Annotated in this window: 23 protein-coding genes and 1 tRNA gene; 4 read left to right on the forward strand and 20 right to left on the reverse strand. The window is 70.2% G+C overall.

The annotated features are described in order from the left end of the window. Positions 1-9 precede the first annotated feature (9 nt). Positions 10-1485, forward strand: coding sequence for a helix-turn-helix domain-containing protein (locus tag ABEA39_RS09835; protein WP_345375675.1), 1476 nt, complete (start codon positions 10-12; stop codon positions 1483-1485). A 117-nt stretch (positions 1486-1602) separates the two neighbouring features. On the opposite strand, the gene ABEA39_RS09840 is transcribed toward ABEA39_RS09835, so the two are convergent. Further along, a tRNA-Ser gene (locus ABEA39_RS09840) sits at positions 1603-1693 on the reverse strand. Positions 1694-1811: 118 nt separating this feature from the next. Here ABEA39_RS09840 and ABEA39_RS09845 point away from each other — a divergent pair. Continuing rightward, positions 1812-2690: an SGNH/GDSL hydrolase family protein gene (locus ABEA39_RS09845; RefSeq protein ID WP_345375676.1), complete on the forward strand. Its 879-nt coding sequence runs from the start codon at positions 1812-1814 to the stop codon at positions 2688-2690. Between the two features lie 97 nt (positions 2691-2787). Beyond that, positions 2788-4149, forward strand: a complete 1362-nt coding sequence (gene radA / locus ABEA39_RS09850) for a DNA repair protein RadA (RefSeq protein ID WP_345375677.1) — start codon at positions 2788-2790, stop codon at positions 4147-4149. Between the two features lie 691 nt (positions 4150-4840). On the opposite strand, the gene ABEA39_RS09855 is transcribed toward radA, so the two are convergent. The 4 genes from ABEA39_RS09855 to ABEA39_RS09870 form a co-directional block, all read right to left on the reverse strand. Then, on the reverse strand, positions 4841-5224 hold the full coding sequence (locus ABEA39_RS09855) for a dehydrogenase (RefSeq protein ID WP_345375678.1): 384 nt from the start codon (positions 5222-5224) through the stop codon (positions 4841-4843). Further along, positions 5224-5940, reverse strand: coding sequence for a hypothetical protein (locus ABEA39_RS09860; RefSeq protein ID WP_345375679.1), 717 nt, complete (start codon positions 5938-5940; stop codon positions 5224-5226). The genes ABEA39_RS09855 and ABEA39_RS09860 overlap by 1 nt, the downstream gene beginning before the upstream one ends. Before the next feature lie 99 nt (positions 5941-6039). After that, positions 6040-6582 (reverse strand): amino-acid N-acetyltransferase, encoded by a 543-nt coding sequence (locus tag ABEA39_RS09865; RefSeq protein ID WP_345375680.1) that lies wholly within the window; start codon positions 6580-6582, stop codon positions 6040-6042. 123 nt (positions 6583-6705) lie between these two features. Next, positions 6706-9195, reverse strand: a complete 2490-nt coding sequence (locus tag ABEA39_RS09870; RefSeq protein ID WP_345375681.1) for an ATP-dependent Clp protease ATP-binding subunit — start codon at positions 9193-9195, stop codon at positions 6706-6708. Between the two features lie 200 nt (positions 9196-9395). On the opposite strand from ABEA39_RS09870, the gene ABEA39_RS09875 reads away from it, so the two are divergent. Beyond that, complete coding sequence (locus tag ABEA39_RS09875) at positions 9396-10334, forward strand: NAD(+)/NADH kinase (RefSeq protein WP_345375682.1); 939 nt, start codon at positions 9396-9398, stop codon at positions 10332-10334. A 93-nt stretch (positions 10335-10427) separates the two neighbouring features. Here ABEA39_RS09875 and ABEA39_RS09880 read toward each other — a convergent pair whose 3' ends face one another. The 15 genes from ABEA39_RS09880 to tilS all read right to left on the reverse strand — a co-directional run bounded on the left by ABEA39_RS09880 (position 10428) and on the right by tilS (position 25344). Continuing rightward, positions 10428-10877: a hypothetical protein gene (locus ABEA39_RS09880; protein ID WP_345375683.1), complete on the reverse strand. Its 450-nt coding sequence runs from the start codon at positions 10875-10877 to the stop codon at positions 10428-10430. An 80-nt stretch (positions 10878-10957) separates the two neighbouring features. Next, complete coding sequence (locus tag ABEA39_RS09885) at positions 10958-11566, reverse strand: hypothetical protein (protein WP_345375684.1); 609 nt, start codon at positions 11564-11566, stop codon at positions 10958-10960. A gap of 655 nt (positions 11567-12221) precedes the next feature. Next, entirely contained in the window at positions 12222-13289 is a 1068-nt protein-coding gene (locus tag ABEA39_RS09890) for a sigma-70 family RNA polymerase sigma factor (RefSeq protein ID WP_345375685.1), read from the reverse strand. A 471-nt stretch (positions 13290-13760) separates the two neighbouring features. Next, entirely contained in the window at positions 13761-13946 is a 186-nt protein-coding gene (locus tag ABEA39_RS09895; RefSeq protein WP_345375686.1) for a hypothetical protein, read from the reverse strand. A gap of 38 nt (positions 13947-13984) precedes the next feature. After that, on the reverse strand, positions 13985-15502 hold the full coding sequence (lysS, locus tag ABEA39_RS09900; protein WP_345375687.1) for a lysine--tRNA ligase: 1518 nt from the start codon (positions 15500-15502) through the stop codon (positions 13985-13987). Positions 15503-15560: 58 nt separating this feature from the next. Then, the gene (locus ABEA39_RS09905; protein ID WP_345375688.1) at positions 15561-16328 is read right to left on the reverse strand and encodes a Rossmann-like and DUF2520 domain-containing protein; all 768 of its coding nucleotides are present in this window, start codon (positions 16326-16328) and stop codon (positions 15561-15563) included. Next, on the reverse strand, positions 16325-18094 hold the full coding sequence (locus ABEA39_RS09910; RefSeq protein ID WP_345375689.1) for a PH domain-containing protein: 1770 nt from the start codon (positions 18092-18094) through the stop codon (positions 16325-16327). The genes ABEA39_RS09905 and ABEA39_RS09910 overlap by 4 nt, the downstream gene beginning before the upstream one ends. After that, positions 18091-18573 carry a PH domain-containing protein gene (locus ABEA39_RS09915; protein ID WP_345375690.1) on the reverse strand — a complete coding sequence of 161 codons (483 nt, stop codon included), beginning with the start codon at positions 18571-18573 and terminating at the stop codon, positions 18091-18093. Before ABEA39_RS09915 ends, ABEA39_RS09910 begins: the two co-directional genes overlap by 4 nt. 61 nt (positions 18574-18634) lie before the next feature. Further along, positions 18635-19108 (reverse strand): DUF3180 domain-containing protein, encoded by a 474-nt coding sequence (locus tag ABEA39_RS09920; RefSeq protein ID WP_345375691.1) that lies wholly within the window; start codon positions 19106-19108, stop codon positions 18635-18637. Further along, entirely contained in the window at positions 19105-19620 is a 516-nt protein-coding gene (gene folK / locus ABEA39_RS09925) for a 2-amino-4-hydroxy-6-hydroxymethyldihydropteridine diphosphokinase (protein WP_345375692.1), read from the reverse strand. Before folK ends, ABEA39_RS09920 begins: the two co-directional genes overlap by 4 nt. Beyond that, positions 19617-19979, reverse strand: a complete 363-nt coding sequence (gene folB / locus ABEA39_RS09930; protein ID WP_345375693.1) for a dihydroneopterin aldolase — start codon at positions 19977-19979, stop codon at positions 19617-19619. The genes folK and folB overlap by 4 nt, the downstream gene beginning before the upstream one ends. Continuing rightward, on the reverse strand, positions 19979-21592 hold the full coding sequence (folP, locus tag ABEA39_RS09935; protein ID WP_345375695.1) for a dihydropteroate synthase: 1614 nt from the start codon (positions 21590-21592) through the stop codon (positions 19979-19981). The genes folB and folP overlap by 1 nt, the downstream gene beginning before the upstream one ends. Positions 21593-21595: 3 nt before the next feature. Beyond that, positions 21596-23587 (reverse strand): ATP-dependent zinc metalloprotease FtsH, encoded by a 1992-nt coding sequence (gene ftsH, locus ABEA39_RS09940; protein WP_345375696.1) that lies wholly within the window; start codon positions 23585-23587, stop codon positions 21596-21598. Positions 23588-23744: 157 nt separating this feature from the next. Further along, a complete protein-coding gene (gene hpt, locus ABEA39_RS09945; RefSeq protein ID WP_345375698.1) occupies positions 23745-24296 on the reverse strand; it encodes a hypoxanthine phosphoribosyltransferase in 552 nt (183 codons plus the stop codon). 28 nt (positions 24297-24324) lie between these two features. Continuing rightward, a complete protein-coding gene (gene tilS, locus ABEA39_RS09950; RefSeq protein WP_345375699.1) occupies positions 24325-25344 on the reverse strand; it encodes a tRNA lysidine(34) synthetase TilS in 1020 nt (339 codons plus the stop codon). Positions 25345-25351: the final 7 nt, after the last annotated feature.

The following is a 25351-nucleotide window of genomic DNA, read 5'->3' on the forward strand; positions in this document are numbered from 1 at the left end:
ACTTCACACATGGTGAAAGATCCCGATTCGGCGACGACACCCGTCGCGCGAGCCCCGTTCGACGCGGCTCTCCTCGGCCGACGGATCCGGCATCACCGCCTGGAGAAGGGGCTGACCCTCCGACGACTGGGTGAGATCGTCGGCGTACCGACGAGTCAGCTCTCGATGATGGAGAACGCGAAACGCCCGATCCGGGTCACGACGCTCGCCCGGATCGCCGAGGCCCTGGCCGTCGAGGTCGAGACCCTGACCCGGCCCGAGCCGCCGTCGGAACGCGCACGACTGGAACTCGAGCTCGGCCGCCTGCAGGCGGCTCCCCTGGCGCGCTCGCTGAGCATCCCACCGGTCGAAGTCCGTCGGGGTCTCTCGGACGAGACCCTGCGCACCCTCATCGCCCTGCACGCCAGCCTCGCGCAGCGCGACGCCGAGTCGAAGGTGACCCCCGAAGCCGCCCGGAGGGCCATGATCGCGCTGCGCCAGGAGGGGCAGAAGGTCGACAACTACTACGAACGGATCGAAGACCAGGCGGCCGACCTCATGGAGACGGTGCCGCACGGCGCCGGCCCGATCACGCACCACACCGTGGCCCGGCTGGCCGAACACCTGGGCTTCCGTCTCGTCCACGCCGACGACCTGCCGTCGTCCACACGCAGCATCACCGACGTCGAGCACGGGGTGATCTTCCTGCCGCCCGCGACGACACCGGGTGGCCACGGACTGCGGAGCCTGGCCCTGCAAGCACTCGCACACCAGGTGCTGGAGCACGACGAACCGCGCGACTACGCCGACTTTCTGCGCCAGCGCATCGAGATCACGGCGTTCGCCGCGGCCTGCCTCGTGCCGCGGGATGCCGCCGTCCCCTTCCTCCGGGCCGCCAAAGCCGACCGCGACATCGCCCTGGAGGACTTCCGCGACACGTTCGGCGTCACGCACGAGACGGCTGCGCACCGCTTCACCGCTCTCGCCACACGGTTCCTCGACCTGCCCGTCCACTTCCTCCGCGTGCGGCGCTCGGGTGCGATCGTCAAGGGCTACGAGAACGATGGGATCCACTTCCCGACCGACGCCGACGGGGGCATCATCGGTCAGGTGGTCTGCGCCAACTGGGCGGCCCGAACGGCCTTCAACAACTCCGCCCGGGCCCGCGAGCACTTCCAGTACACCGACACGCCGACCGGCACGTACTGGTGCAGCGTGCAGACCGGCACGGCCGACGCCGAGTTCTCGATCACGCTCGGGGTGCCCTTCGCGCATTCGCAGTGGTTCCGCGGCCGCGAGACGACCGAGCGGCAGTCGTCGTCCTGCCCGGATCCCTCGTGCTGCCGTAGACCCACCCCCGATGTCGAGCAGCGGTGGCGGGACTCGGCCCGTCCCAGCGCGAAGCTCGGCGAGCACGTCCTCGCTCCGCTGCCGACCGGCCGCTACCCGGGCGTCGACGACGGGCAGGTGTACGCGTTCCTGGAGAGGCATCTCGAGCGGACGTGATGGCGTGGATGGGTGGCCGGGGGCCGGGGGCTCGGTCGGGTCCTCGGGGGATGCGCGCCCCGACGACAAGAGCCCTGCCGTTCCGTAGGGAATCAGGCAGGGCTCGAGCGATGGTGCTGGCGGTACCGGTGGGATTTGAACCCACGGTGGAGTTAACCCCCACACATGTTTTCGAGACATGATCCTTCGGCCGCTCGGACACGGTACCGGGAAAGAGTTTAGTACATCTCGGAGGCTCTCAGGGCACTCTCCCCCATCGGGGTCTCGATTTCCCGGCGTATCGTCGATCGGATGAGCACCACGACGACCAGCGACCGGACGACGACATGAGCGGCAAGACGACCATCGGCATCCTCGCCGGCCTCGGGGGCGCCGCAGCAGCGGCCGCAGGCGGCCTCAACTTCTACAAGCGCTTCATGGCCCGCCGCGACGCAGCCGCCGACGTCCTCACCAGCCTTCTCCCGGTGCACTCCAAGTGGTGGCGCGACCGCTTCAGCGAAGACGGCACCCTCACCTATGTGGCGCTGGGCGATTCCGCCGCTCAGGGGATCGGCGCGTCGAGCCCGTCCCGCGGCTACGTCGGGCGCATCGCCTCCGAGATCCGTAAGGCGACCCACGGCTCGCTCGGCGTCGTCAACCTGAGCATCAGCGGCGCGACGACGCACCTCTGCCGCATCGACCAGGTGCCCCGCCTGGCCGACTACCCGGGCGACATCGTGACCTGCGCGATCGGCGCGAACGACATCGGCGGCTTCACGCCGAAGAAGTTCGAGAAGAACCTCCGCGTCATCTACGGCGCCCTCCCGAAGCACGCGATCGTCGCCGATCTGCCGTTCATGGTCCTGCCCGAGAACGAGCGCAAGGTCGCGGTCGCCAACGAGATCGTCCGCCGGGTCGCCGGCGAGCTCGGCCTGACCGTGGCACCCCTGTACGCGGCCACGCGCCGCCGCGGCTACCTCGGCACCTACCGCAACACCGCCAAAGACCTCTTCCACCCGAACGACTCGGGCTACGAGGTCTGGGCCTCCGCCTTCCGCGCCCCGATCGAGGCCCGTCTCGCACGGATCGCCGCCGACCGCGCTGCCGCCGACGTGCGCGCCACTCAGCGGGTCACCTCGGTCGCGCAGTCCGTGGCGGATCGAGCGCAGGATGCAGCCGTCCGCGCCTCGAACCAAGACACCGAGTCGATCCCGCTCCCGTCCTAGCGGCTCCTCTCCTCCCCAGGTCGGTCGCCGCGAACCGTTCTCCCGTTCCGGGGCCGACCTGCGGAGCGTTGTCGGTGGCCCGGCCTAGTCTCTTCCCATGGCTCGCGTCTCCACCCCTTTCCGCTGCACCGAGTGCGGCTGGACCTCCCTCAAGTGGGTCGGTCGCTGCGCCGAGTGCCAGCAGTGGGGCACGGTCGTCGATGCATCGGCAGCCGTCGCCAGTTCTCGCGGGGTCGCTCCCATCGCCGTGAGCGCCGACCGGGCGGCCCGTCCGATCACCGAGGTCGAGACCGACAGCGTCTCGCACTGGCCGAGCGGCATCGCCGAGTTCGACCGGGTTCTCGGCGGCGGCATCGTGCCCGGGGCAGCGATCCTCCTCTCGGGCGAACCGGGCGTCGGCAAGTCCACCCTGCTGCTCGAGGTGGCCTCCCGTGCCGCCGCGCAAGGGGCTCGCGTGCTCTACGTCACCGCCGAAGAGTCCGCCTCCCAGGTCCGCCTTCGCGCGCAACGGACGGGCGCCATGCATCCCAACCTCTATCTCGCGGCCGAGGTCGATCTCGCCGTCATCCTCGGGCAGATCGAGCAGACGAACCCGCAGCTCGTCATCGTCGACTCGGTGCAGACCGTCTCCTCCTCCCTCAGCGATGGCATGGCCGGCGGCCCGTCGCAGGTGCGCGAGGTGGCCTCGACCCTGGTGCGCGTCTCCAAAGACCGCAACCTGCCGATCCTGCTGGTCGGGCACGTCACGAAAGACGGCAGCATCGCGGGCCCGCGCCTGCTCGAGCACCTCGTCGACGTCGTCTGCCAGTTCGAGGGCGACCGCCAGACCGCCCTTCGCTTCGTCCGGGCGCAGAAGAACCGCTTCGGCCCGACCGACGAGGTCGGCTGCTTCGAGATGACCGGGGACGGCATCGCCGAGGTCGCCGACCCGTCCGGCCTGTTCATGTCGCGCACCGGAGCTCCCGTCAGCGGCACCTGCATCACCGTCGCCATGGAGGGCCGGCGGGCCCTGCCGGTCGAGATCCAGGCGCTCATCGTGGCGAGCACGGCGCCGCAGCCCCGACGCGTGGTCAACGGCGTCGACGCCTCACGGGTCGCGATGCTGCTCGCCGTCCTCGAGCGGCGGGCGGGCATCCGCCTCGGCGACGCCGACGTGTACGTCTCCACGGTGGGCGGCATCAAGATCACCGAGCCCGGCGCCGACCTCGCCATCGCTCTGGCCCTGGCGTCCGCGTCGCGCGAGAAGTCGTTCCCGCACACCCTGGCGGCCGTCGGCGAGATCAGCCTCGCGGGCGAGATCCGTCCCGTGGCCTCCGCCAAGCAGCGCGTCTCCGAGGCACGACGCCTCGGCTTCACCCAGTTGGTCGACGCCGAGGCCGGGCACCTGCGCGAGGCCCTGCGCCTGGCGTTCGCCGCCTCGTCGAGCGACCGCGACCGCGAGCTCGACCGCGCGTTCTAGGCGGGGCGCCGAGGGGCGGGGCGCCGAAGGGCGGGGCGCCGAGGGGCGTCGCTCGCCGCCGTGCCCCCGCCGTCGTGCCCGCCGCCGCCGCACCCCCGCCGCCACCGCCGCTGGCACCGCCGCCGCTACGGCATCGCGTTTGACGTAAGGCATCGCGGCACGGCGCGCTACCTCGCGTAAAACGCGATGCCTTCCGGTTGACCGCGCGGACCGGTGGTCGGCGGGCGGGGGCCGGCGGGCGCGGGCGACCTCTGACAGCGGTCCGTGCATCCCCCGGCCTCGTGTCGGATGCGGCGAGGCCCCTTCGTTTCGGCGCAGGCCCCGGTTATCGGCCAGTTCCGCCCGTCGTTCCGGCACGAACCCGCCTGCGTGTCGGCGGGGGCTCGCCGAATCGAAGGGGGACGGCGCTCGTCCCAGGTGTGGGCAGCGCCAGCCGCACCCGCACCCGCACGCGCACCCCCGAGCGCAACAGCACCCGCACCTCCACGTGCAGCACCCGCACGCGCGCCCGAAACAGCACACGCTCACGCACCCGCAAGCGCAGCAGCACCCGCACCGGCAACCGCACCCCCACGTGCAGCACCAGCACCCGCACGCACACCCGAAGCAGCACCCGAAGCCGCAGCCGCTACCGCAGCACCTGAAGCAGCACCCGCCACCGAAGCAGCACCGTCTACCGCACCAGCACCGCCTACCGCAGCGCCTTGAGCAGGTCCTCGGGGTTGGCCGCCATCGTGTGCGGGCCGGCGATGTCGAAGAAGACCTGCTCGAGCACGTCGAGGTGCGCCTCGATGAACTCGCGCAGCTTCGGGGCGTCGTACAGCATCACGAGCCGGGTCTTCTCGTCCGGCACCATCGCGGCGTAGGCGTCGGCCGAGGAGAACAGCAGCAGGATCCGCTTGTCGGTGTTCTCGCGACCGAAGACGCGCACCTGCTCTTGCTCTTTGCGGCCGGTGGCGAGGCGCGGCACCACGACGACGTCGTGTCGGAGCGCGAACGCGACGGCGGCCACGTCCTGGGCGGCGAGGGCGTCCTCGAGCTGAGGGGACCGGAAGACCGGCGGAGTGCCGGCCATCAGTTGAGCACCAACGTGGCCGAGGTCGTCGATTGGATCGAGCCGACGGCGACGGAGAGGTGGTACGTCGCACCGTCGGCGGGCACCGAGCTGCGAGTGGAGGAGCAGGTCGACTTGGAGGAACGGGTGCGGTCCCAGGCGATGGCGGGGGTGGTCAGGGTCTGACCGGCGGCGAGTTTCACGATCTGGTTGGATCCGTTCACCTGGCAGTCCTTCGACGACCAGTAGGTGTCCGACCCGCTCGTGATCGTCAGCACCTGCTGACTCGAGCCGAGGTCGATGCTGCAGGCCGACGTCGACGAGTTGGTGATCGTCATGTTGATCTGCGGCTGTTGGAGGGAGGTGTACGAGGACTTGTCGGTGAGCGGCTTCAACGTGATGTCGGAAGCGGTGCAGGTACCCGCGGCGGCGGAACCGGACGCGGAGGCACCCGCCGTCGCCGATGCGGTGGGCGAAGCCGAGGCCGTCGCAGCAGCCGTGGGTGCGGCCGAGGCCGCCGACGAGGGGGCGGCCACGGTGGGCACGGCGGCCGGAGCTGCTGCGGCCGTCGAGGTGCTCGGACTGGGCGTCGCGGTCGCGCCGGCACCTGCTCCGGGCCGGGTGGCGATGAGCGTGATGACGACGATGACGAGCAGGAGCACGGCCACGACCCCGGCGCGTCGACGCCAGTACACCTTGGGCGACTGCGGCCCGATGGGGTTGCGGAACGACGACATGCGCGTAGGTTAACCGCCGCCGGAAGCGAACCGGCTGACGCGCCCCGGCGAGTCAGCGGACGCGCAGCCGATTGACGGCCGACGCCCGAGAACGGTCGGTCAGACGACGGGGAGCACCTTGAGCATCCTCGTGTTGCCCAGGGTGTTGGGTTTGACCCGGGCGAGTTCGAGAAACTCCGCCACGCCCTCGTCGCTGGATCGCACCAGCTCGGCGTAGACGTCGGGAGAGACGACGGATTCGCCGATCTCGAGGTAGCCGTGCTTGGTGAAGAACCCGACCTCGAAGGTGAGGCAGAAGATGCGCCCGATGCCGAGGTCGCGGGCCGCCCCCTCGAGCCCGTCGAGCAGGGCGTGGCCGACACCGTGGTGGATCCAGTCGGCGTCGAGGGCGAGCGTGCGGACCTCGGCGATGTCGTCCCAGAAGACGTTGAGCGCGCCGCAGCCGATCGGCACCCCGTCGGGGCCGACGGCGATCTGGAACTGCTGGATGCTGCCGTAGAGCGTGACGTTGTCTTTGCCCAGCAGGATCCGCTGCGCCACGTACGGCGAGATCAGGCGTTGGATGTGCGGCACATCGCTTGCGAGCGCCCGGCGAACCGAGATGGGCCCGCGCGCGGTCGTGCCCTTCGATTCGGATGCCATGCGTTCAGCCTATCGAGCCACGGCCCGCCCGCCGTCCGGCAACGCCGACCAGGCCGCTGCCCGGCAACGCCGAAGGGCGGCCCTCCCGAGTGGGAGAACCGCCCTTGCGGGGGATGCTCGGGCCTACGCCTCGACTTCACCCTTGTCGAGCACCAGGACCTCTTCGCGGCCCGGCTGGCGACCGGTCTCGAAGGTGAACTTGCCGTCGACGAAGTCGACCTTCACGTGGTCGCCCGCGTTGAGCTCACCCTGGAGGATGTGCTCGGACAGGCTGTCCTCCACCTCGTGCTGGATCGCACGACGGAGCGGACGAGCACCCAGTGTCGGGTCGAACCCGATCTGGATGAGGCGCTCCTTGGCCGCGAGCGAGAGCTCGGCGGTCATGTCGCGGTCGAGCAGACGGTCGCTCAGGCGCTTGATGAACAGGTCGACGATCTGCAGCAGCTCTTCCTGCGTGAGCTGCGGGAACACGATCGTCTCGTCGACGCGGTTCAGGAACTCGGGCTTGAAGTGCTTCTTCAGCTCCTCGCTGACCTTGGCGCGCATCCGCTCGTACGAGGTGGCCGTGTCGCCCTCGATCTGGAAGCCGACGGGGCCGCCGGTGATGTCCTTCGTGCCGAGGTTGGTCGTCATGATGATGACCGTGTTCTTGAAGTCGACGACGCGACCCTGACCGTCGGTCAACCGACCCTCTTCGAGCACCTGGAGGAGCGAGTTGAAGATGTCGGGGTGGGCCTTCTCGATCTCGTCGAACAGCACCACGGAGAACGGCTTGCGACGGACCTTCTCGGTCAGCTGGCCGCCCTCTTCGAAGCCGACGAACCCGGGAGGGGCACCGAACAGACGCGAGACGGTGTGCTTCTCGCCGTACTCCGACATGTCGAGGCTGATCAGAGCATCTTCGTCGTCGAACAGGAACTCGGCGAGCGCCTTGGCGAGCTCCGTCTTGCCGACACCCGTGGGGCCGGCGAAGATGAACGAGCCCGAAGGGCGCTTGGGGTCCTTCAGACCGGCGCGGGTGCGGCGGATCGTCTTGGAGAGGGCCGCGATGGCCTGCTCCTGTCCGATGACGCGCTCGTGCAGGGCCTTCTCCATGAAGACGAGACGCGAGGTCTCCTCTTCGGTGAGCTTGAAGACGGGGATGCCCGTGGCCTGAGCCAGGACCTCGGCGATGACGCCCTCGTCGACGGTGCCGGAGGCTCCGACGTCGCCCGAGCGCCACTGCTTCTCGAGGCGGAGACGCTCGCCGAGGAGCTTCTTCTCCTCGTCGCGGAGCGAAGCGGCCTTCTCGAAGTCCTGATCTTCGATCGCGGCCTCCTTCTGGCCGCGGACCACGGCGATCTGCTCGTCGAACTCGCGCAGCTCCGGCGGGGCCGACAGGATCGAGAGGCGCAGGCGGGCGCCGGCCTCGTCGATCAGGTCGATGGCCTTGTCGGGGAGGAAGCGGTCGGCCACGTAACGGTCGGCCAGGTTCGCCGCCGCCACGATGGCGCCGTCGGTGATGGACACCTTGTGGAAGGCCTCGTACTTGTCGCGGAGACCCTTGAGGATGTTGATCGCGTGAGGCAGCGAGGGCTCGTGCACCTGGACGGGCTGGAAGCGACGCTCGAGAGCGGCATCCTTCTCGAAGTGCTTGCGGTACTCGTCGAGCGTGGTCGCGCCGATGGTCTGGAGCTCGCCACGGGCGAGGAGGGGCTTGAGGATGCTCGCGGCATCGATCGCGCCCTCGGCCGCACCGGCACCGACGAGGGTGTGGATCTCGTCGATGAAGACGATGATGTCGCCGCGGGTGCGGATCTCCTTGGTGACCTTCTTCAGGCGCTCTTCGAAGTCACCGCGGTAGCGGCTTCCGGCGATGAGCGAGCCGAGGTCGAGCGAGTAGAGCTGCTTGTCTTTCAAGGTCTCGGGCACGTCGCCCTTGACGATCGCCTGGGCGAGGCCCTCGACGACGGCGGTCTTGCCGACGCCCGGCTCACCGATCAGGACGGGGTTGTTCTTGGAGCGACGGGAGAGGATCTGCATGACGCGCTCCATCTCCTTCTCGCGCCCGATGACCGGGTCGAGCTTGTTGTCGCGCGCAGCCTGGGTGAGGTTGCGACCGAACTGGTCGAGCACCTGCGACCCACCCTGCGGGCCGGCCTGCGTTTCTCCGCCCACTGCCACCGCCTCCTTGCCCTGGTAACCGGACAGCAGCTGGATGACCTGCTGACGAACCCGGTTGAGGTCTGCGCCGAGCTTGACGAGGACCTGGGCGGCCACACCTTCGCCTTCGCGAATGAGGCCGAGCAGGATGTGCTCGGTACCGATGTAGTTGTGCCCGAGCTGGAGCGCTTCGCGCAGGGACAGCTCGAGGACCTTCTTCGCCCGCGGAGTGAAGGGGATGTGACCGGTGGGCTGCTGCTGGCCCTGACCGATGATGTCCTGGACCTGCTCGCGGACGGCGTCGAGCGAGATACCCAACGATTCGAGCGCCTTGGCGGCGACGCCTTCGCCCTCGTGGATGAGACCGAGCAGGATGTGCTCGGTACCGATGTAGTTGTGGTTGAGCATCTTCGCCTCTTCTTGGGCGAGGACGACAACGCGACGGGCACGGTCGGTGAATCTCTCGAACATCTCTAACTCCCTAGGCGGCGGGCTGGGGACGCCACCGGTATGACAACGGCGCCCGAGGGGGGAGCGCCGGATACAGAGAGACTAACCACGGGTGACTGCGATATCAGCCCCTGTTCGCCGTGGGCGTGACAGCGGGCGCGCACGTGCTTCGGGTGCCTCCGGCGACCGTTCCTCCGAGGCGCCTTCGGTAGCCTCGCCCCATGGCGAACTTCACGGTCGGTCTTGTCCCGCATCCCACCAAATCGGTGCAGCCGTCGATCGACGTGCTCAGGGCGTGGCAGAAGACGCCGGCGCACGACTCGCAGACCGTGCTGGTAGCGCTCGTCGACGACGGCCCCCGGGTGGGCGAGGGCATCGAGCTCGTCGAGGAGGAGGAGTTCGTCTCCCGGGTCGACGCCGTGATCTCCCTGGGCGGCGACGGCACGATGCTTGGCGCGATGCGGCTCATGGCGCCGCGACCGGTGCCGGTGCTGGGCGTCAACTACGGCAACGTCGGCTTCCTGGTCGAGATCGAGCCGTCGGAATTGAAGGATGCCCTGCTCGGCCTGGCGACGGGCGACTACTCGCTCGAGCCCCACCACGCCATCGAGGTCTCGGTGTCGTCGACCGGTTTCGAGAGCTCGTTCCTGGCCTTCAACGACCTCTCGATCACGCGGCGCCCGGGCTCGGGCGTCGTGACGGCCGACCTGGCCGTCGACGGCACGCCCTACGGCTTCTTCAAGGCCGACGCGGTGGTTGCCTCGACCCCCGCCGGGTCGACGGCCTACAACTACGCCGCGGGCGGGCCCATCCTCAGCCCCGCCGTGGCCGCCGTCGTGGTGACGCCGGTCGCCCCGATGAACGGCATCGACCGCTCGGTCGTGCTCGGCCCCGACGAGCGCCTGAAGTTCACGATCGGCGCGGGCACCCGCTCGGCCGCTCTCGAGCTCGACGGCCGGGTCGTGTTCGACGTGAGCGAGGGCACGGTCGTGAAGGTCAAGCTGCGGCGCGACGCCGGCGTGGTCGTGCGACTCGACGCCGGCCGCCACGGTCGCAAGGGGCGCCTCAAACTGAGCCTCATGGACCTGCCCCTGCGCGAGGACCAACTGCTCGAGCTGGTGCCGCCGGAGGTCCGCGCCCGTTTCGTGCGCGGGCACTGACGGGGTTCGCCCCGGCATCGTGCCGGCGGGGGGCGCGCCGGCGGGGCACTGACGAGGTTCGCCCGCGTCGTTGTGCCGGCGTAGGCGCGGCGGTCAGTCGAGCCCGAGCTCTTTCCGCTCGGCGGGTGTGAGCTCGTCGATACTCTTCGCCTTGGTACTGTCCCGCCCCTCGAACTGCTTCTCGAACTCCTCCTGGGTGGCCTGGTCGTTGCGGATCGGTGCTCCGCCGGACTCGGATGCGGAGCCCGAGCCCGAGCCGGAGCCGGAGCCGGAGCCCGAGTCCGAGCGCGAGCCGGAACCGGGCGTCTCCTCGGCGAGCCGTGAGTCGCCGAGCCGGCTCGAGCCGCCCGCGCCGCTGCCACCCGCTGCGCCCTCGCTCGGGCTGCCTTCGCTCAGGCCGTCGCCGCTCGGGCTGCTCCCGCTCGGGCTGCCCTGAGCCACGCCGATGATCGCACCCGCCCCGAAGCCGATGCCTCCGACCGCCGCCACCCCCAGCGCGGCGACGGCGAGGTTCTTGCGGAGGAGGGTCGTGAGCGACAGCATGTCGGTTCCTTTCGTCGGGTGGCTCATGCCACCTGACAAGGGGACCATTCCGGCTGTTGCGACGCCGTAAGCCCGCCTCCTTACGTCGACCTGCCCCCGGGCGCCCGCGACCTCAGCAGAGCCTCGAGGCGAGACAGGAGGATGCACGGCTCGGCCAGGTCGTCGTCCGTCACCCTGATCACACGCCAGCCCGCGTCCGCGAACCGCTCGTACTTCGCCAGGTCGCGTCTCCACTGCCGCCGGTCGGTGCGGTGCCCGTCGCCTTCGTACTCGATCGCGACGAGAGCCTCGGGGTAGGCGAGGTCGGGTGTGCCCAAGAGGGTGCCCCGGGCATCCCCCGCCTGTCGATTCAGCCAGGGCGGTTCGGGCAGGCCGCCCCGCACGATGACGAGCCGGAGCTCGGTCTCTTTCGGCGACCACACGTTCGCGCGCACGAGGCCGAGTGCTTCGCGCAGTCGCCCCGCCCCGCGTCGACTGCCCCAGCCCTGCACGACGTGAGCCAGCTCGTCGACCGGCTGCTCGCGGGCGGCGGGCCAGGGCGACCAGCGCCCGGCGAGGGCGTCGCCCACGGCCACGAGCTCGTCGAGCCCGAGGAGCGCACCGCACTGCACCCATGCCGCGAGCGGCCCGACGACCGGCAGCCCGTGCACGAACGCAACGTCCGCGACAGCAGCACGGTGGCCGATCACGCCCGGCCGCCGTGGGCGACCGCTGCCCGAACCGTTCACGTGAAGGGGCGAAGTGGCGTGCCCTGGAGGCAGGGGCAGGCCCCACAGTGCGGCGGCCGTCGTGTGGCTGAACACCTGCTGGTCGCGGAGCAGGGGAGCGTACGCTTCGCACCGCTCGATGAGTGACGACGGAGGTGCAGGCGCCCGAAGCCCATGGTGGACGGGATCGAGATCGCGAGCTCGGATACGCCGCTGGGTAACACCCATGGTCAGTGCGTCGCAAACGAGGAAAGGGCCGAGGCAGAGGGGTTCAGGAAGAGGACGAGGACTCATGCCACGAGCCTCGCCGAGATGCGGTGCGTGCGCATGCGATCAATGGCATCCGTGGACGATTCCCCTGGTCTCGCGTCCTGTGGAGAACTCATCGCGCGCGGCACTGCGCAGCCGAAAGGGCGAATTCGGCCGGCTGAACTGCCACGCGCGGCCGATTCCGCCCACTCGGTGCTCAGACACCGGCCGGAGGAGCCGGGCTCGCGGAGAAGAGGCCGGGGCATGAGAAAGACACGCGAGGCGCCCGAGCAAAGGGGAAGGCCCCGCCGCATGAAGTGCGACGGGGCCCGAGGGAGAGGACGTGCACGTCCGCGCAGAGCGCGACGTGCGGCAAGCAGAGAAGGACCTACTGCAGGTACAGCTGCAGGTCCTGCGAGACGGCCTTGGCGAACATGCGCAGACGCGCACGCGACTCGACGCGCGAGACGGCCTGGCGCGAGGAGTGGACGCGCTTGGAGATCTCGTCGAGGGTCATCGGCTGGTCGTCGTCGAGGCCGAAGCGCATGCGGATCACGCGGGCCTCGTCTTCGGGCAGCGCCTCGACGAGCGAGTGGATGTCGCGGTTGAGCATCGAGCTCTCGGTGGCCTCGGTCGGCGACGGGGTCTCCTCGTCTTCGATGAAGTCGCCCAGCTCGCTGTCCTCCGCGTCGCCGACGACGGTGTGGATCGACACCGGCTCGTGGGAGCGCGACTTGAGGTCGACCAGGTCGGCGACCTCCATCGCGACCTCGGCGGCCACCTCGTCGACGGTCGGGGCGCGGCCCAGGTCGACCGTGAGGTCGCGCTCGGCGCGGGAGATGCGGTTGATGCGCTCGACGGTGTGCACCGGGATGCGGATGGCGCGCGCCTTGTCGGCGAGGCCGCGGGCGATGGCCTGGCGGATCCACCAGGTGGCGTAGGTCGAGAACTTGTAGCCCTGCGTGTAGTCGAACTTCTCGACCGCGCGGACGAGGCCCAGGTTGCCCTCCTGGATGACGTCCATGAAGGGGAGCCCGCGCTGGGTGTAGCGCTTGGCGATCGACACGACGAGGCGGAGGTTCGCGGTGATCATGCGGTCCTTCGCGCGCTCGCCGTCGTGGATGAGCCACTTGTAGTCGCGGGTGTCGGCGGCCGAGACCTTGCCGGCCTGCTGCATGAGGCGCAGCTTCTCGTCGGCGAACAGTCCGACCTCGATGCGGCGGGCGATCTCGGTCTCCTCGGCGGCGTCGAGGAGGGGCATGCGGCCGATGTGACGCAGGTAGTCGCCGACCTGGTCGGTGGAGGCCCCGCGGACCTGTCCGAGAACCTCGACCTCGACCTCGTCGTCGGCGGTGTTCGTGGTGACGGGGGCGCTCGTGGCGCTCGTGCTCGTCTTGCTGACCTTCGCGGCTTCGGCCTTGGCGGTCGGGGCCTTCTTGTCCAGTGCGATCGACATGCTCTTCTTCTCCCTATCCCGTTACGAGACGTTGTGGCGACGTCTGCTGCCGGTTGTGACCGGTCGGGCTTTCGTCGCATTACGAGTCAAGCGGTGTCCGACCCCCTCCCCAAAACCATTCAGGGTCTTCTCAAGGTATCTCAGGGTCCGTTCTCAGATCCGACCAGTGAATGGGGTACGCGGGGTACGGAACTTTGACACCGAGTCTCGATCGGGTGTATGCGCTCGTATGGGCTCTTCGGGGTACGCACTCCCAGCCCGTTGCCTGTGTTCTAAGCGAAGTCGGCGGGGTACGGCACACACAGGGGGACGCCCAGGGTTACGGGCGCGTGAACGGAAGCCATCCGCCAGCCGTGCTCGGGGCACAAAACGGGGTACACGAGGCTGACATCACGAGGGCACGAAAAACAGAACACCCCGTGGGATGCACGGGGCGTTCTCTTCACAGGGCGCGGGTCGAACCCGCCGCCGTCACGACGCGCGAAGTCGCTCTTCCGCTTCGGCTTTGGCGCGCTCTTCGATCTCGATCTCGTTGTAGACCTTGCGCTCGGTGCGGTCGGATCGGATGATCGCCCGCATGGCGTACCAGAAGAGCAGGCCGACGAGGATGGTCGGGGTGACGGCGAAGACGATGCCGCCGAGGACGGAATGAGGCACGAGCCCAATCGTAAGTCAGAAAGCTGGGTGGAGCGAAGTCACTTCACCAGCGGGAAGAGGATCGTCTCGCGGATGCCGAGCCCCGTGATGACCATGAGCAGGCGATCGACGCCCATTCCCATGCCGCCGGTCGGCGGCATGCCGAACTCGAGGGCCCGGAGGAAGTCCTCGTCGAGACGCATGGCCTCGACGTCGCCGCGCGCGCCGAGGAGCGCCTGCTCGACGAACCGTTCGCGCTGCACGACCGGGTCGACGAGCTCGGAGTAGCCGGTGGCCGTCTCGAAGCCGCGGATGTAGAGGTCCCACTTCTCGACGAGGCCGGGCTTCGACCGGTGGGCGCGGACCAGCGGACTCGTGTCGACCGGGAAGTCCATGACGAACGTCGGCTGGACGAGCGTGTGCTGTACGTAGTGCTCCCAGAGCTCTTCGACCAGTTTGCCGTGTGTGTCTTGAGGCACGACGAGGTCGACGGCCTCGGCCATCGCCCGCAGGTCGTCGATCGACGTCTCGGGCGTGACGACGGTGCCGGAGGCCTCGGAGAGCGACTCGTACATCGTGATGCGGTTCCAGTCGCCACCGAGGTCGAACTCGGTGCCGTCGGCCCAGGTGACCGTGTGCGATCCGGCGACGGCCAGGGCGGCGTTCTGGATCATCTCCTGCGTCAGAGCGGCGATCTGGTTGTAGTCGCCGTACGCCTGGTACGCCTCGACCATGGCGAACTCCGGCGAGTGCGTCGAGTCGGCGCCCTCGTTGCGGAAGTTGCGGTTGATCTCGAAGACGCGCTCGATGCCGCCGACCGCTGCGCGCTTGAGGTACAGCTCGGGGGCGATGCGGAGGAACAGCTCGGTGTCGAACGCGTTCGAGTGCGTGACGAATGGACGGGCGGAAGCGCCGCCGTGGATCGTCTGCAGCATCGGCGTCTCGACCTCGAGGAAGTCGTGCGAGTCGAAGGTCGAGCGGAGCGACTTCATGACGGTCGCGCGGGCCTTGACCGTCTGACGGGCCTGCTCGCGCACGATCAGGTCGAGGTAGCGGTTGCGGACCCGGGTCTCTTCGCTGAGCTCGGTGTGGAGGTTCGGCAGCGGGAGGATCGCCTTGGACGCGATGGTCCACTCCTTGACCAGCACGGAGAGCTCGCCACGGCGCGACGAGATGACCTCGCCGGAGACGAAGACGTGGTCGCCGAGGTCGACCAGCTCCTTCCAGAGGGCGAGGGACTCGTCGCCGACCTCGGCCAGCGACACCATGGCCTGAATCCGCTCGCCGTCGCCGGCCTGGAGGGAGGCGAAGCAGAGCTTGCCCGTGTTGCGAGCGTGCACCACGCGACCGGCGAGACCGACCACGTCGCCGGAGGCGGTGTCGATCTCGAGACCCTCGTACTTCGCGCGGACGGCCGGGATCGTCGTGGTGATCGGAACCGCGACCGGGTAGGCGCCGGCGCCCGACTCGATCAGCCGCTCGCGCTTGGCCAGCCGGACCGCCTTCTGCTCGCTGACCTCGTCGGCGGTCGGTTCGCCGCCGGCGGGCTCGTGCTGAGGGGCGGTGGTGTCGGTCACGGGGTCTCCAGACGGGAGGGTGGATCGGAAGGGGGCGCGGGTCGTCGACAGGAGACGATCAGAGCGGGGGGACGTCGTCGTCGAACGAGGCCACCTCGATGGTACCGGGGCCGACGGACGTGTCGGCGACGCCCAACGCCCGGTCCATCGCGCTCCGCACGAGCGGGGCGATGACGCGTCCTGGGTCGGGGACGCCCAGTTCACGCAGGATCCCGACCGACTGGCTCACGATGGCGGACGAGAAGGTGGTGGCCGTCTCGACGGCCTCGGCGTAGCGCACCCGGTCGGCGTCGTCGACGACGATCGGCTCGGCCCCCATCTCGACGACGAGCGCCTGGCCGATCGGCAGCACCGGGCCGGGCGCGGTGACTGCGCAGTACGAGTCGCGGAGTCGCACGAGGTCGATGGTCGTCCCGGTGAACGTGAGCGCCGGGTGGATGGCCAGGGGGATGCCGCCCGCGGCCCGCGCCGGGTCGAGTACCCCGAGGCCGTGCACGGGCGAGGTGTGCACCACGAGCTGCCCGGGCTGCCACGCCTTCGTCGCCGCCAGACCCGCGACGAGGTCTTCGAGCTGGTCGTCGGGCACGGCCAGGAGCACGAGCTCGCTGCGTTCGACGATCTCCTGGACGGTCAGGATCGGCGCACCCGGCAGGATCGCGTCGGCGCGGTCGCGGGAGCGGTCGGAGACGGCGGAGATGCCGACGATGGCGTGGCCGGCGGCAGCGAGGGCCGCACCGAGGATCGGACCGACGTGGCCGGCGCCGACGATGCCGACGCCGAGACGGCCGCTGGGTCGGGAGCCGGTGGGCCGAGAACCGGTGGTCATGGGTGCTCCTCTCGGGAGGGGTCGGGGAGGCGCTGATCGGACGTCGGGGGCGCCCACGGAAGGCCGGCCGCCTGCTGGTCGAACCACCGGTGCGTGCGATCCGCTCGAGCCGCCACGACGGCGTCGTGGGAGGCGGACTCGAAGAAGACCCGGGCATCCCCCGCGTCGAGGGCCCCGATCTGGGCCGTGATCGGCCCCTGCACCGTGTGGAGGTCGATCGCGGCGAGGCGCAGACGACGAAGCAGAGGGCCCTGGCGGATGCTCACGCTCTGAACCCGCGGCAGGGGCACGACGACCAGCTGCCGCCAGATGGCGCCCTTGCGCAGGAGGATCGAGCCGGGGGCGGTGCGAAAGCCGTTGCGCCGCCACGAGAACCAGCGGATCCACTGCGCACGCCGGGGTGACGTGGTGAAGCCGCCGTCGCCTCCACTCGAGGTCATCCCCGCCTCGATCAGCGAGAGCGCGGTGCGGGACTCGGCAACGGCCCGTTCGGGTTTCTCGGCGGCGAGGGCCCGGGCATCCCCCGTCTCGCCCTTCTCGAGAGAGACCGGAACGGGGGATGCACGCCGCGGCGAGGTCGCGAGTGCGGCGTCGACCGCCGGCAGCCCCACGAGTTCGGGCAGGATCAGCCCGAGGACCCGGCTCACGTCGAGGGCGCTGCCGACCGGGAGGATCGTCGTGTTCGCCTGGCCGTCGGCGCCCTTGGTGGAGGAGTGCGAGGCGCGGTTGATCTTGACCTCCCACCAGCCGAATGGACGCCAGAGCAGCGGCTGGCTGAGGCGGATCGAGTGGATGCGGCCCGGGGGCAGCGTCTCGTTGCTGGTGGCGAGGAGGCCCCAGCCGACGCGGATGCCGTCGGGAGTGGCGGCGATGCTGTAGCGGAGCGATTTGACGACGCGGCGCGAGTAGAAGCTGAACGAGCCGAGCAGCGTGGGGAAGAAGACGATGAGCAGGAAGTACTGCCCGGTCGTCGCGATGCTGATGACGACGGCGGCCACGACCGCGGCGAGGAAGAGGGTGAAGCCGGAGAGCAGCGCCGACCCGATCAGACGCCCGAGCCGCATGGTCACGACCGAGTGCGGCGCGACCTGCCCCTCCCCCAACGGCGCGGCGAGGAACTCGTGCAGGCGCTGCTCGACGAGGCCGACGCCGCCCGCTCCTCCGGGCCGCTCGGGGGCCGACTCGCGCGCCCCGCTCGCCCGGCGCAGGATCTCGCGGCGCACGTCTTCGGCGGCGGCGGAGCCCAGGTAGGCCAGCGGCACGTTGGCATCGTGACCGGCCTGGTTGATCTCGAGCTTGGCGGCGCCGAAGACCCGGGCGAAGAGGGAGCGCTGGATGTTGATGCCCTGGATCCGGTCGAGCCGAGCCCGGCGGTTGCTGCGGAACACGATGCCGCTGCGCACCTCGACCGTCTCGTCGGTGACGCGGAAGGTGTTCATGCGCCAGGACGCGTAGAAGATCGCGAGCAGGATCAGGATCAGGAGCGCGATGCCGGCCAGGGCGAGACCGATGAAGCCGTGGCCGACGACGTAGGCGACGGGATCCCCCGCGTCGGAGTCGCCTCGTCCGCCGCCGTCGCCTCGCCCGCCGCCGGGTGCCGGCAGGAAGAGCTGCAGCAGGTTGTCCTTCTCCGTGTTGAGCACGAAGAAGAGGATCGCGACGAGCACGATGCCGCCGCGGAGCAGGGGGGTGGCGGGGTGGAGGCGGTGCCACTCGCCGTCGGTCAGGACGACCGCCGGACCCCGGGCGAGCGAGGGGTGGCTCACAGCCCCGCCCGCCTCGACTCGGCCAGCTCGACCAGGCGGTCGCGGAGGCGCTCGGCGTCGTCGACGGGGACCCCGGGGATCGTGACCGCCGAGCTCGCGGCCGCCGTGACGAACTTGAGGTCGCTCAAGCCGAGCGCCCGGACGATCGGCCCCCGGTTGACGTCGATGAGCTGCATGCGGCCGTACGGCACGGCCACGAAGCGGAGGAAGAGGATGCCGCGCCGGACGAGCAGGTCGTCCTCGCGCAGTTGGTAGCCGATCGCGCGGACGCGGCGCGGCGTGAAGCCGACCACGAATCCGGTGATCACGAGGATCGCCGCGGTGATCGCGAAGCCCCACCACTGGCCGCTGAACCAGGTGAAGGCCGAGAGTGCGGCGACGACGAGGCCGCTCAGCAGGTACGAGCCCATCTCGGGCCACTTGTACTTCGGCGACACGCGGGTCCACGAGGCGTCCGGCAGGTCGAGTCGGTCGGTCACGGGGAACTCCAGTCGGATGCGCAGTGGTCGTGGGCGCGGTGGTCGGCTGCGGCCCGGTGGTTCAGATGCGCTGCGTGTCACCGTTGCGACGGTCGTCGTCGCTCGGAGGAACTGTACACATGTACTCCGCGACGAGACCCGCCGCGAGCAGCACCGCCCCGCCGATCGTCCCGACGAGGGTCGGCACGAGCGAGGTGACGGGGACGCCCACCCCTCGGCTCGCCATGTAGGCGATGAGGCCGCCGAAGACTCCGCCGAAGAGCACCCCGGCGATGCTGCAGGCCTTGGCCATCAGGACCACTCGGGTGGCGTAGTAGGCGTCGATCGGCTCGTGGGTGCGCCCGTGTGCGACGCGGTAGACCGGCACCGCCAGCGAGAGCACGATGGCCGCGATGGCGAAGAGCACGAGGCCCAGGGCGAGCGGGGGGATGGCCGTGGGGCGTTGGTGCGACGCCAGCACCGCGTCGAAGGCGAAGCCGGCCACGAGCGCGACGACGGCGATGCTGACGATGGTCGACGGGCGGGTCCGCTTCATCGCCGCGCCTCGGAGGACCGGAGCGCCGCCAGCAGATCGGCCACGCGGGCGCCGGCGAGGGTCGCCTCCGGGTCGACTTCGAGCCAGGGCTCCAGCACGAACGTGCGCTCGGCAGCCCGGGGGTGCGGCAGGATCAGGCGCTCGGTGTCGCTCACGGTGTCGCCGTGCACGATCAGGTCGAGGTCGAGGGTGCGGTCGCCCCAGCGCTCCTCGCGGACGCGGCCGTGGGCGTCCTCGATGCGGTTCAACTCGTCGAGCAGCGCTTCGGCGCCCAGGGTCGTCTCGAGCAGCGCCACGCCGTTCAGGTATTCGGGCTTGGACTCGTCGAGGCCGTCGAGGGTGACGGCGACCGACGCGATCGGAACCGAGGCGGCGAGGATGCTGACCCCGGCGACCCCGGCGAGGTCGCCGATCGCCGCGCGCAGGGTCGCCTCGCGGTCGCCGAGGTTGGCGCCGAGGGCGACGACGGCGCGCACGGGTGCGCCGTCCTCGTCGCGCACTGGTCCGCTCACGAACGGTCTCGCTCGATGGTGATCGACACGTCGCCGAACGGCACGGCGATCGGCGCCTCGGGCTTGTGCACGGTGACACTGGTGCGGATGGCGGCGGGATGCGAGAGGACGGAGGCCGCGATGCGCTCGGCCAGGGTCTCGATCAGGTCGACCGGATCGTGCTCGATGTCGTGCACGATCTCCTCGGCCAGCACCCCGTAGTGGACGGTCGCGTCGAGATCGCTCGAGGCCGCCGAGGCCCGGGCGTCGATCTCGACCACGACGTCGACGACGAAGAGCTGCCCCTGGGCGCGCTCGTAGTCGAAGACGCCGTGGTAGCCCTTCGCCCTCACACCGGTGAGACGGAGACGATCGACCACTAGCGGGATCCCTTCTGCCAGGCCTGTTGCACGTCGAGCGCGGCACGTGTGCCGGCGACGTCGTGGACTCGGACGCCCCAGGCGCCGGCCTGGGCGCTCAGAGCACTGATGACGGCGGTGGCCGGGTCGCGTTCGAGGACTCCGGCGTCGTCGGGGAGCAGCGCGCCGAGGAAGCGTTTGCGCGAGGCGGCCACGAGGATCGGCAGGCCCAGCTCGGCGAAGGCGTCGAGATGCCCGAGCAGCTCCCAGTTGTGCTCGGCCCTCTTCGCGAAGCCGAGACCCGGGTCGATCACCAGACGGTCGGGGTTGACGCCGTGCACGACGAGTTCGGCGACGCGCTGGAACAGCTCGGACCGCACTTCGCCCACGACGTCGGCGTAGTTCGCATTGCGCTCCATCACCGTCGAGTGCCCGCGCCAGTGCATGGCGATGAACGTCTTGTCGGTGTCGCGGGCGACGATCTTCATGTTCTCGTCGGCCAGACCGCCGGAGACGTCGTTGATGATGTCCGCCCCGGCCTCGACGGCGGCGTAGGCGGTGGCGGCGTTCATCGTGTCGATGCTGACGCGGATGCCCATCGAGACCAGCTCGCGGATCACCGGGACCACCCGACGCTGCTCCTCGTGCACCTCGACTCGAGGGGCGCCGGGGCGCGTGGACTCGCCGCCGATGTCGATGATGTCGGCGCCGTCGGCCACCATCGAGCGGGCGTGGGCCAGCGCGTCGTCGAAGCGCGAGTAGCGACCGCCGTCGCTGAACGAGTCGAGCGTGACGTTGAGGATGCCCATGACGAGCGTGCGCTCGGGGCGGTACGGGTGCGCCTGGGGGTTCTCGATCTCGGCCGCGGTCGGACCGGGGCCCGCTTCGCGCACCACCTGGATCGCGCGCGTCGCGAGTTCGTCGGGTGCCTGGCCCGGAGGGTCCGTGGGATGCCCGGGCTCGGCGCCCGACGGCCCCGCCTCGGTCAGCGGCCGCTCGTAAACCCCGCCCGCGATGAGCCGACGCCGCGAGGGGAGCCCGTCGGTCGGGGCTCCTTCCGGCGCCGCAGGCGGCGTGACGTGCTGCGTGGGCCCCGACAGTGCGGCCCGCGGACGGACCGCCTCGGACTCGCGGCGGTGCTCTGCGGCGCGGCGAATCGCCTCGCCCTGCGCGGCGACGGCCGCTCGGTCGGCGGCCAGGCGCTCGGCGGCCAGGCGCTCGGCAGCCAGGCGCTCGGCAGCCCGCCGCTCGGCCGCCTCCGCCTCGGGATCGACGACCGGGCTGGCCCGGCGCCCGGTGAGGCGCGGTGCTCCCGAATCGCCGGCGTGCGAGACCGCGGTCGAGGCGGCGCGGGGCGCTGTCATCGCCTCGCCCCACACGGCGGTGTCCGTCGAGTCGGCGTCGTCGTGTTCGACGGAGGACGCGTCGTCGGACTCCGCCACGGTAGCCGCCGGCGACGGCTCACGGCGCGGCACGGGCGCGTATTCGACCGGCGTCACGTCGGGCTGCCGACGGCGCCCCGCGCGCGGGCGAACCCACGTCTGCTCGACCTCGGGTTCGAGGTCGTGCGACGTGGGTTCGGCGGCGGCGCGGTGCGCGCTCCGGGAAGGGGCTCCCAGGGACTCGTCGGTCACGGCCTAGGCGGGAGCGATGCCGGGGGTGGTGCGCGGCGGGCGCTTCCGGATCGGCAGCTTGGCGCTGGGCTCGGAGTCGACGCCTCCGTCGACGGACCCGGCGTCGACCGGGATGCGGCTCGGGATCTTCACGGCCGGGAGGTCGGACGACGGACGCTTCGAGCTCGAGAGCCACTCGGGGCGCTCGGGGAGCTTCTTGACGTCCTTGAAGATCTCGGCGAGCTCGTCGTGGTCGAGCGTCTCCTTCTCGAGGAGGAGCGTCGCGAGGTGGTCGAGGATGTCGCGGTTGTCGTTGATGACCTGCCACGCCTCGTCGTGAGCCTGCTCGAGCAGCAGACGCGTCTCGGCGTCGACGGTCTCGGCGATCGTCTCCGAGTAGTCGCGCTGGCCGGAGTCGCGGCCCATGAAGGCCTCGCCCGACTGGCCGAGCTTGACCGAGCCGACCTTGGTGCTCATGCCGTACTCGGTGACCATCTTGCGGGCCGTGGAGGTGGCCTTCTCGATGTCGTTCGAGGCACCGGTGGTCGGATCGTGGAAGACGATCTCCTCCGCGACGCGGCCGCCCATGGCATAGGTCAGCTGGTCGAGCAGCTCGTTGCGGGTGACGGAGTACTTGTCTTCGAGCGGGAGCACCATCGTGTAACCGAGGGCGCGACCGCGGGGAAGGATCGTGATCTTCGTGACCGGGTCGGTGTGACGCATCGCCGCCGCGGCCAGAGCGTGACCGCCCTCGTGGTACGCGGTGATGAGCTTCTCGCTGTCCTTCATCACGCGGCTGCGGCGCTGCGGGCCGGCCATGACGCGGTCGACCGCCTCGTCGAGGGCGCGGTTGTCGATCAGCTGCGCGTTGGAGCGAGCGGTCAGCAGCGCGGCCTCGTTGAGGACGTTGGCCAGGTCGGCACCGGTGAAGCCGGGCGTCTTGCGGGCCAGGACCTCGAGGTTGACGCTGGCGGAGAGCGGTTTGCCCTTGCCGTGGACCTCGAGGATCTGCTTGCGACCCTGGAGGCCGGGAGCGTCGACGCCGATCTGGCGGTCGAAGCGACCCGGGCGGAGAAGAGCGGGGTCGAGGACGTCGGGACGGTTCGTCGCGGCGATGAGGATGACGTTGGTCTTGACGTCGAAGCCGTCCATCTCGACCAGGAGCTGGTTGAGGGTCTGCTCGCGCTCGTCGTTACCGCCGCCGATGCCGGCACCGCGGTGGCGGCCGACGGCGTCGATCTCGTCGATGAAGATGATGGCCGGGGAGTTCTGCTTGGCCTGCTCGAACAGGTCGCGGACGCGGCTCGCACCGACGCCGACGAACATCTCGACGAAATCCGAACCGGAGATCGAGAAGAACGGGACTCCGGCCTCGCCGGCGACAGCGCGGGCGAGAAGGGTCTTACCGGTGCCGGGAGGGCCGTAGAGCAGGACGCCCTTCGGGATCCGGGCGCCGACGGCCTGGAACTTCGCGGGCTCTTTCAGGAAGTCCTTGATCTCTTCGAGCTCTTCGATCGCCTCGTCGGCGCCGGCCACGTCGGTGAACGAGACCTGCGGGGTCTCCTTGTTGTTCAGCTTCGCGCGGGACTTGCCGAACTGCATGACCTTGCTGCCGCCGCCCTGCATGCTCGACAGCAGGAACCAGAACAGGGCGCCGATGATGATGAAGGGCACGAGGACGCCGAGGAGCGACAAGAACCAGTTCGACTGGGTGACCTTGTCGTCGTAGCCCTTGGTGAGGTTCGCGTCGCTGACGGCCTTGACGATGTCGGGGCCGCGGTCGGTCGCGTAGGAGAACTGCTCGGTCGTGCCCGACTTGAGCACGAGGTCGACCCGCTGCTCGTTCGAGTAGATGGTGGCCGAGGCGACCTTGTCGCTGGAGAGCGCCTTGAGGCCGTTCTCGGTGGTGACGGTCTGGGTGCCACCGGACGAGATGAGGCTCCAGCCCACGGCGATGGCGATGAGCGCGATGATCACGTAGAGGATCGGGCCGCGGAGGATGCGCTTGAAGTCCATAGAGATCCGGGAGTAGCCCGATACCTTTCTGCAGGAAGAACGTGATGGGTAGGTTACCTCGCCCTGCCTAGCAGTCCGGTGGGTGTTCGCCGTGGGCCGAACCGACGCGACCTATGAGCCGCCCCGGCCCGTCTCCGCCGCCCCTCCGGGCCTCGGCCTACGCGTAGACGTGCGGAGCGAGGATGCCGATCGCGCGGAGGTTCCGGTACCGCTCGTCGAAGTCGAGACCGTAGCCGACGACGAACTCGTTGGGGATCTCGAAACCGGCGTACTTGACGTCGACGTGGACCGTCGCGGCCTCGGGTTTACGCAGCAGGGCGAAGATCTCGACGGAGGAGGCCCCGCGGCCCTTCAAGTTGTCGAGCAGCCAGGAGAGCGTGAGACCGGAGTCGATGATGTCCTCGACGATGATGACGTCGCGACCGTGGAGGTCGGCGTCCAGGTCTTTGAGGATGCGCACCACGCCCGAGGTCTTCGTGCCCGACCCGTACGACGAGACCGCCATCCAGTCCATCGTCGCGGGGATCCGCAGCTCGCGGGCGAAGTCGGCCATCACCATGACGGCGCCCTTCAGCACTCCGACCAGCAGGGGATCCTTCCCGGCGTAGTCGATCTCGACCTGGCGGGCCACGGACGCGATCTTCGCGAGGATCTCGTCTTCCGTGTAGAGAACGGAACTGAGGTCGCCCTCGATGTCGCTGGTTTCCATGACTGGTGGCTCCTCGGGGGTGGCGGGATCAGTGAGTGGGGGTGGCTTCGAAGTGGATGACCCCGGCGCGCCTGACCACTGTAATGCCCGGCAGCGACACGGCCCCCTGCCCGTGCCAGTCGGTCACGAGCCGCGCGACCTCGAGCGTCTGCGAGCGCGTGAGGGTGACGGCGAACTCGCTCTCGACCGCCAAGCGGATGAGGCGCTGACGCAGTGCCGCAGGGTTCGCCGCGAGCCCTCCGACGTCGAGCGAGATGCCGGCTTCGGCGTGGTCGGCGAGCTCCTCGGCCTGCTCGTCGGCAAAAAGATCGAGCGCCGCGTCGTCCTCCCGGAGTTGGTCGGCGGTCCGGACCAGGGCCTCGACGATCCCGGGCCCGAGCTCCCGCTCGAGCATCGGCAGCACGGTCTCGCGGACCCGCACCCGGGCGAACGCGGGGTCGGAGTTCTGCGGGTCGGCCCACGGGGTCAGCCCGGCGTCGGCGCAGAAGGCGTGGGTCGTGGAGCGGCGGATGCCCAGCAGGGGCCTTCGGTAGACCCCGCTCCGGGCATCCATCCCCTTGAGGCTCGTCGGTCCGCTCCCTCGGGCGAGCCCCAGCAGCACGGTCTCCGCCTGGTCGTCGGCGGTGTGGCCGAGAAGCACCGCTCGCGCTCCCGTCTCGTCGGCCGCCGCACCCAGGGCCGCGTACCGGGCCTCGCGGGCCGCCGCCTCCGGGCCGCCGTCCGTGCCGACCTCCACGCGTCGCACCAGCACGGGCGCCAGCCCGAGCTCGGTCGCGACCGCGGCGGTGCGGGCCGCGACCTCGTCCGAGCCGGGCTGGAGGGCGTGGTCGACGATCACGGCGCCCGCGCGGAGACCGCCGCCGGCGCGGGGAGCCTCGAACGCCAGCGCCGCGGCGAGGGCGAGCGAGTCGGGGCCGCCGCTGAGAGCGACCAGGACGTCCGCGGTCGAGCCGGGACGGGCATCCCCCGCTTCGAGGTCGTCGAGGGCGGTGCGGACCGCGCGCCGGATGTCGGCGATGGACGGAGGGAGTCGGGGGCGGTGCGGCATCTTGCTA

The organism is Frondihabitans cladoniiphilus (assembly GCF_039544345.1).
GTDB classification, from domain to species: domain Bacteria; phylum Actinomycetota; class Actinomycetes; order Actinomycetales; family Microbacteriaceae; genus Frondihabitans; species Frondihabitans cladoniiphilus.

What these genes read in the sequence shown, in the direction of transcription:
- ABEA39_RS09835 (WP_345375675.1), top strand. Translation starts at nt 10, where the DNA reads ATGGTGAAAGATCCCGATTCGGCGACGACACCCGTCGCGCGAGCCCCG.
- ABEA39_RS09845 (WP_345375676.1), top strand. Translation starts at nt 1,812, where the DNA reads ATGAGCGGCAAGACGACCATCGGCATCCTCGCCGGCCTCGGGGGCGCC.
- radA (WP_345375677.1), top strand. Translation starts at nt 2,788, where the DNA reads ATGGCTCGCGTCTCCACCCCTTTCCGCTGCACCGAGTGCGGCTGGACC.
- ABEA39_RS09855 (WP_345375678.1), bottom strand. Translation starts at nt 5,224, where the DNA reads ATGGCCGGCACTCCGCCGGTCTTCCGGTCCCCTCAGCTCGAGGACGCC.
- ABEA39_RS09860 (WP_345375679.1), bottom strand. Translation starts at nt 5,940, where the DNA reads ATGTCGTCGTTCCGCAACCCCATCGGGCCGCAGTCGCCCAAGGTGTAC.
- ABEA39_RS09865 (WP_345375680.1), bottom strand. Translation starts at nt 6,582, where the DNA reads ATGGCATCCGAATCGAAGGGCACGACCGCGCGCGGGCCCATCTCGGTT.
- ABEA39_RS09870 (WP_345375681.1), bottom strand. Translation starts at nt 9,195, where the DNA reads ATGTTCGAGAGATTCACCGACCGTGCCCGTCGCGTTGTCGTCCTCGCC.
- ABEA39_RS09875 (WP_345375682.1), top strand. Translation starts at nt 9,396, where the DNA reads ATGGCGAACTTCACGGTCGGTCTTGTCCCGCATCCCACCAAATCGGTG.
- ABEA39_RS09880 (WP_345375683.1), bottom strand. Translation starts at nt 10,877, where the DNA reads ATGCTGTCGCTCACGACCCTCCTCCGCAAGAACCTCGCCGTCGCCGCG.
- ABEA39_RS09890 (WP_345375685.1), bottom strand. Translation starts at nt 13,289, where the DNA reads ATGTCGATCGCACTGGACAAGAAGGCCCCGACCGCCAAGGCCGAAGCC.
- ABEA39_RS09905 (WP_345375688.1), bottom strand. Translation starts at nt 16,328, where the DNA reads ATGACCACCGGTTCTCGGCCCACCGGCTCCCGACCCAGCGGCCGTCTC.
- ABEA39_RS09920 (WP_345375691.1), bottom strand. Translation starts at nt 19,108, where the DNA reads ATGAAGCGGACCCGCCCGTCGACCATCGTCAGCATCGCCGTCGTCGCG.
- ftsH (WP_345375696.1), bottom strand. Translation starts at nt 23,587, where the DNA reads ATGGACTTCAAGCGCATCCTCCGCGGCCCGATCCTCTACGTGATCATC.
- hpt (WP_345375698.1), bottom strand. Translation starts at nt 24,296, where the DNA reads ATGGAAACCAGCGACATCGAGGGCGACCTCAGTTCCGTTCTCTACACG.
- tilS (WP_345375699.1), bottom strand. Translation starts at nt 25,344, where the DNA reads ATGCCGCACCGCCCCCGACTCCCTCCGTCCATCGCCGACATCCGGCGC.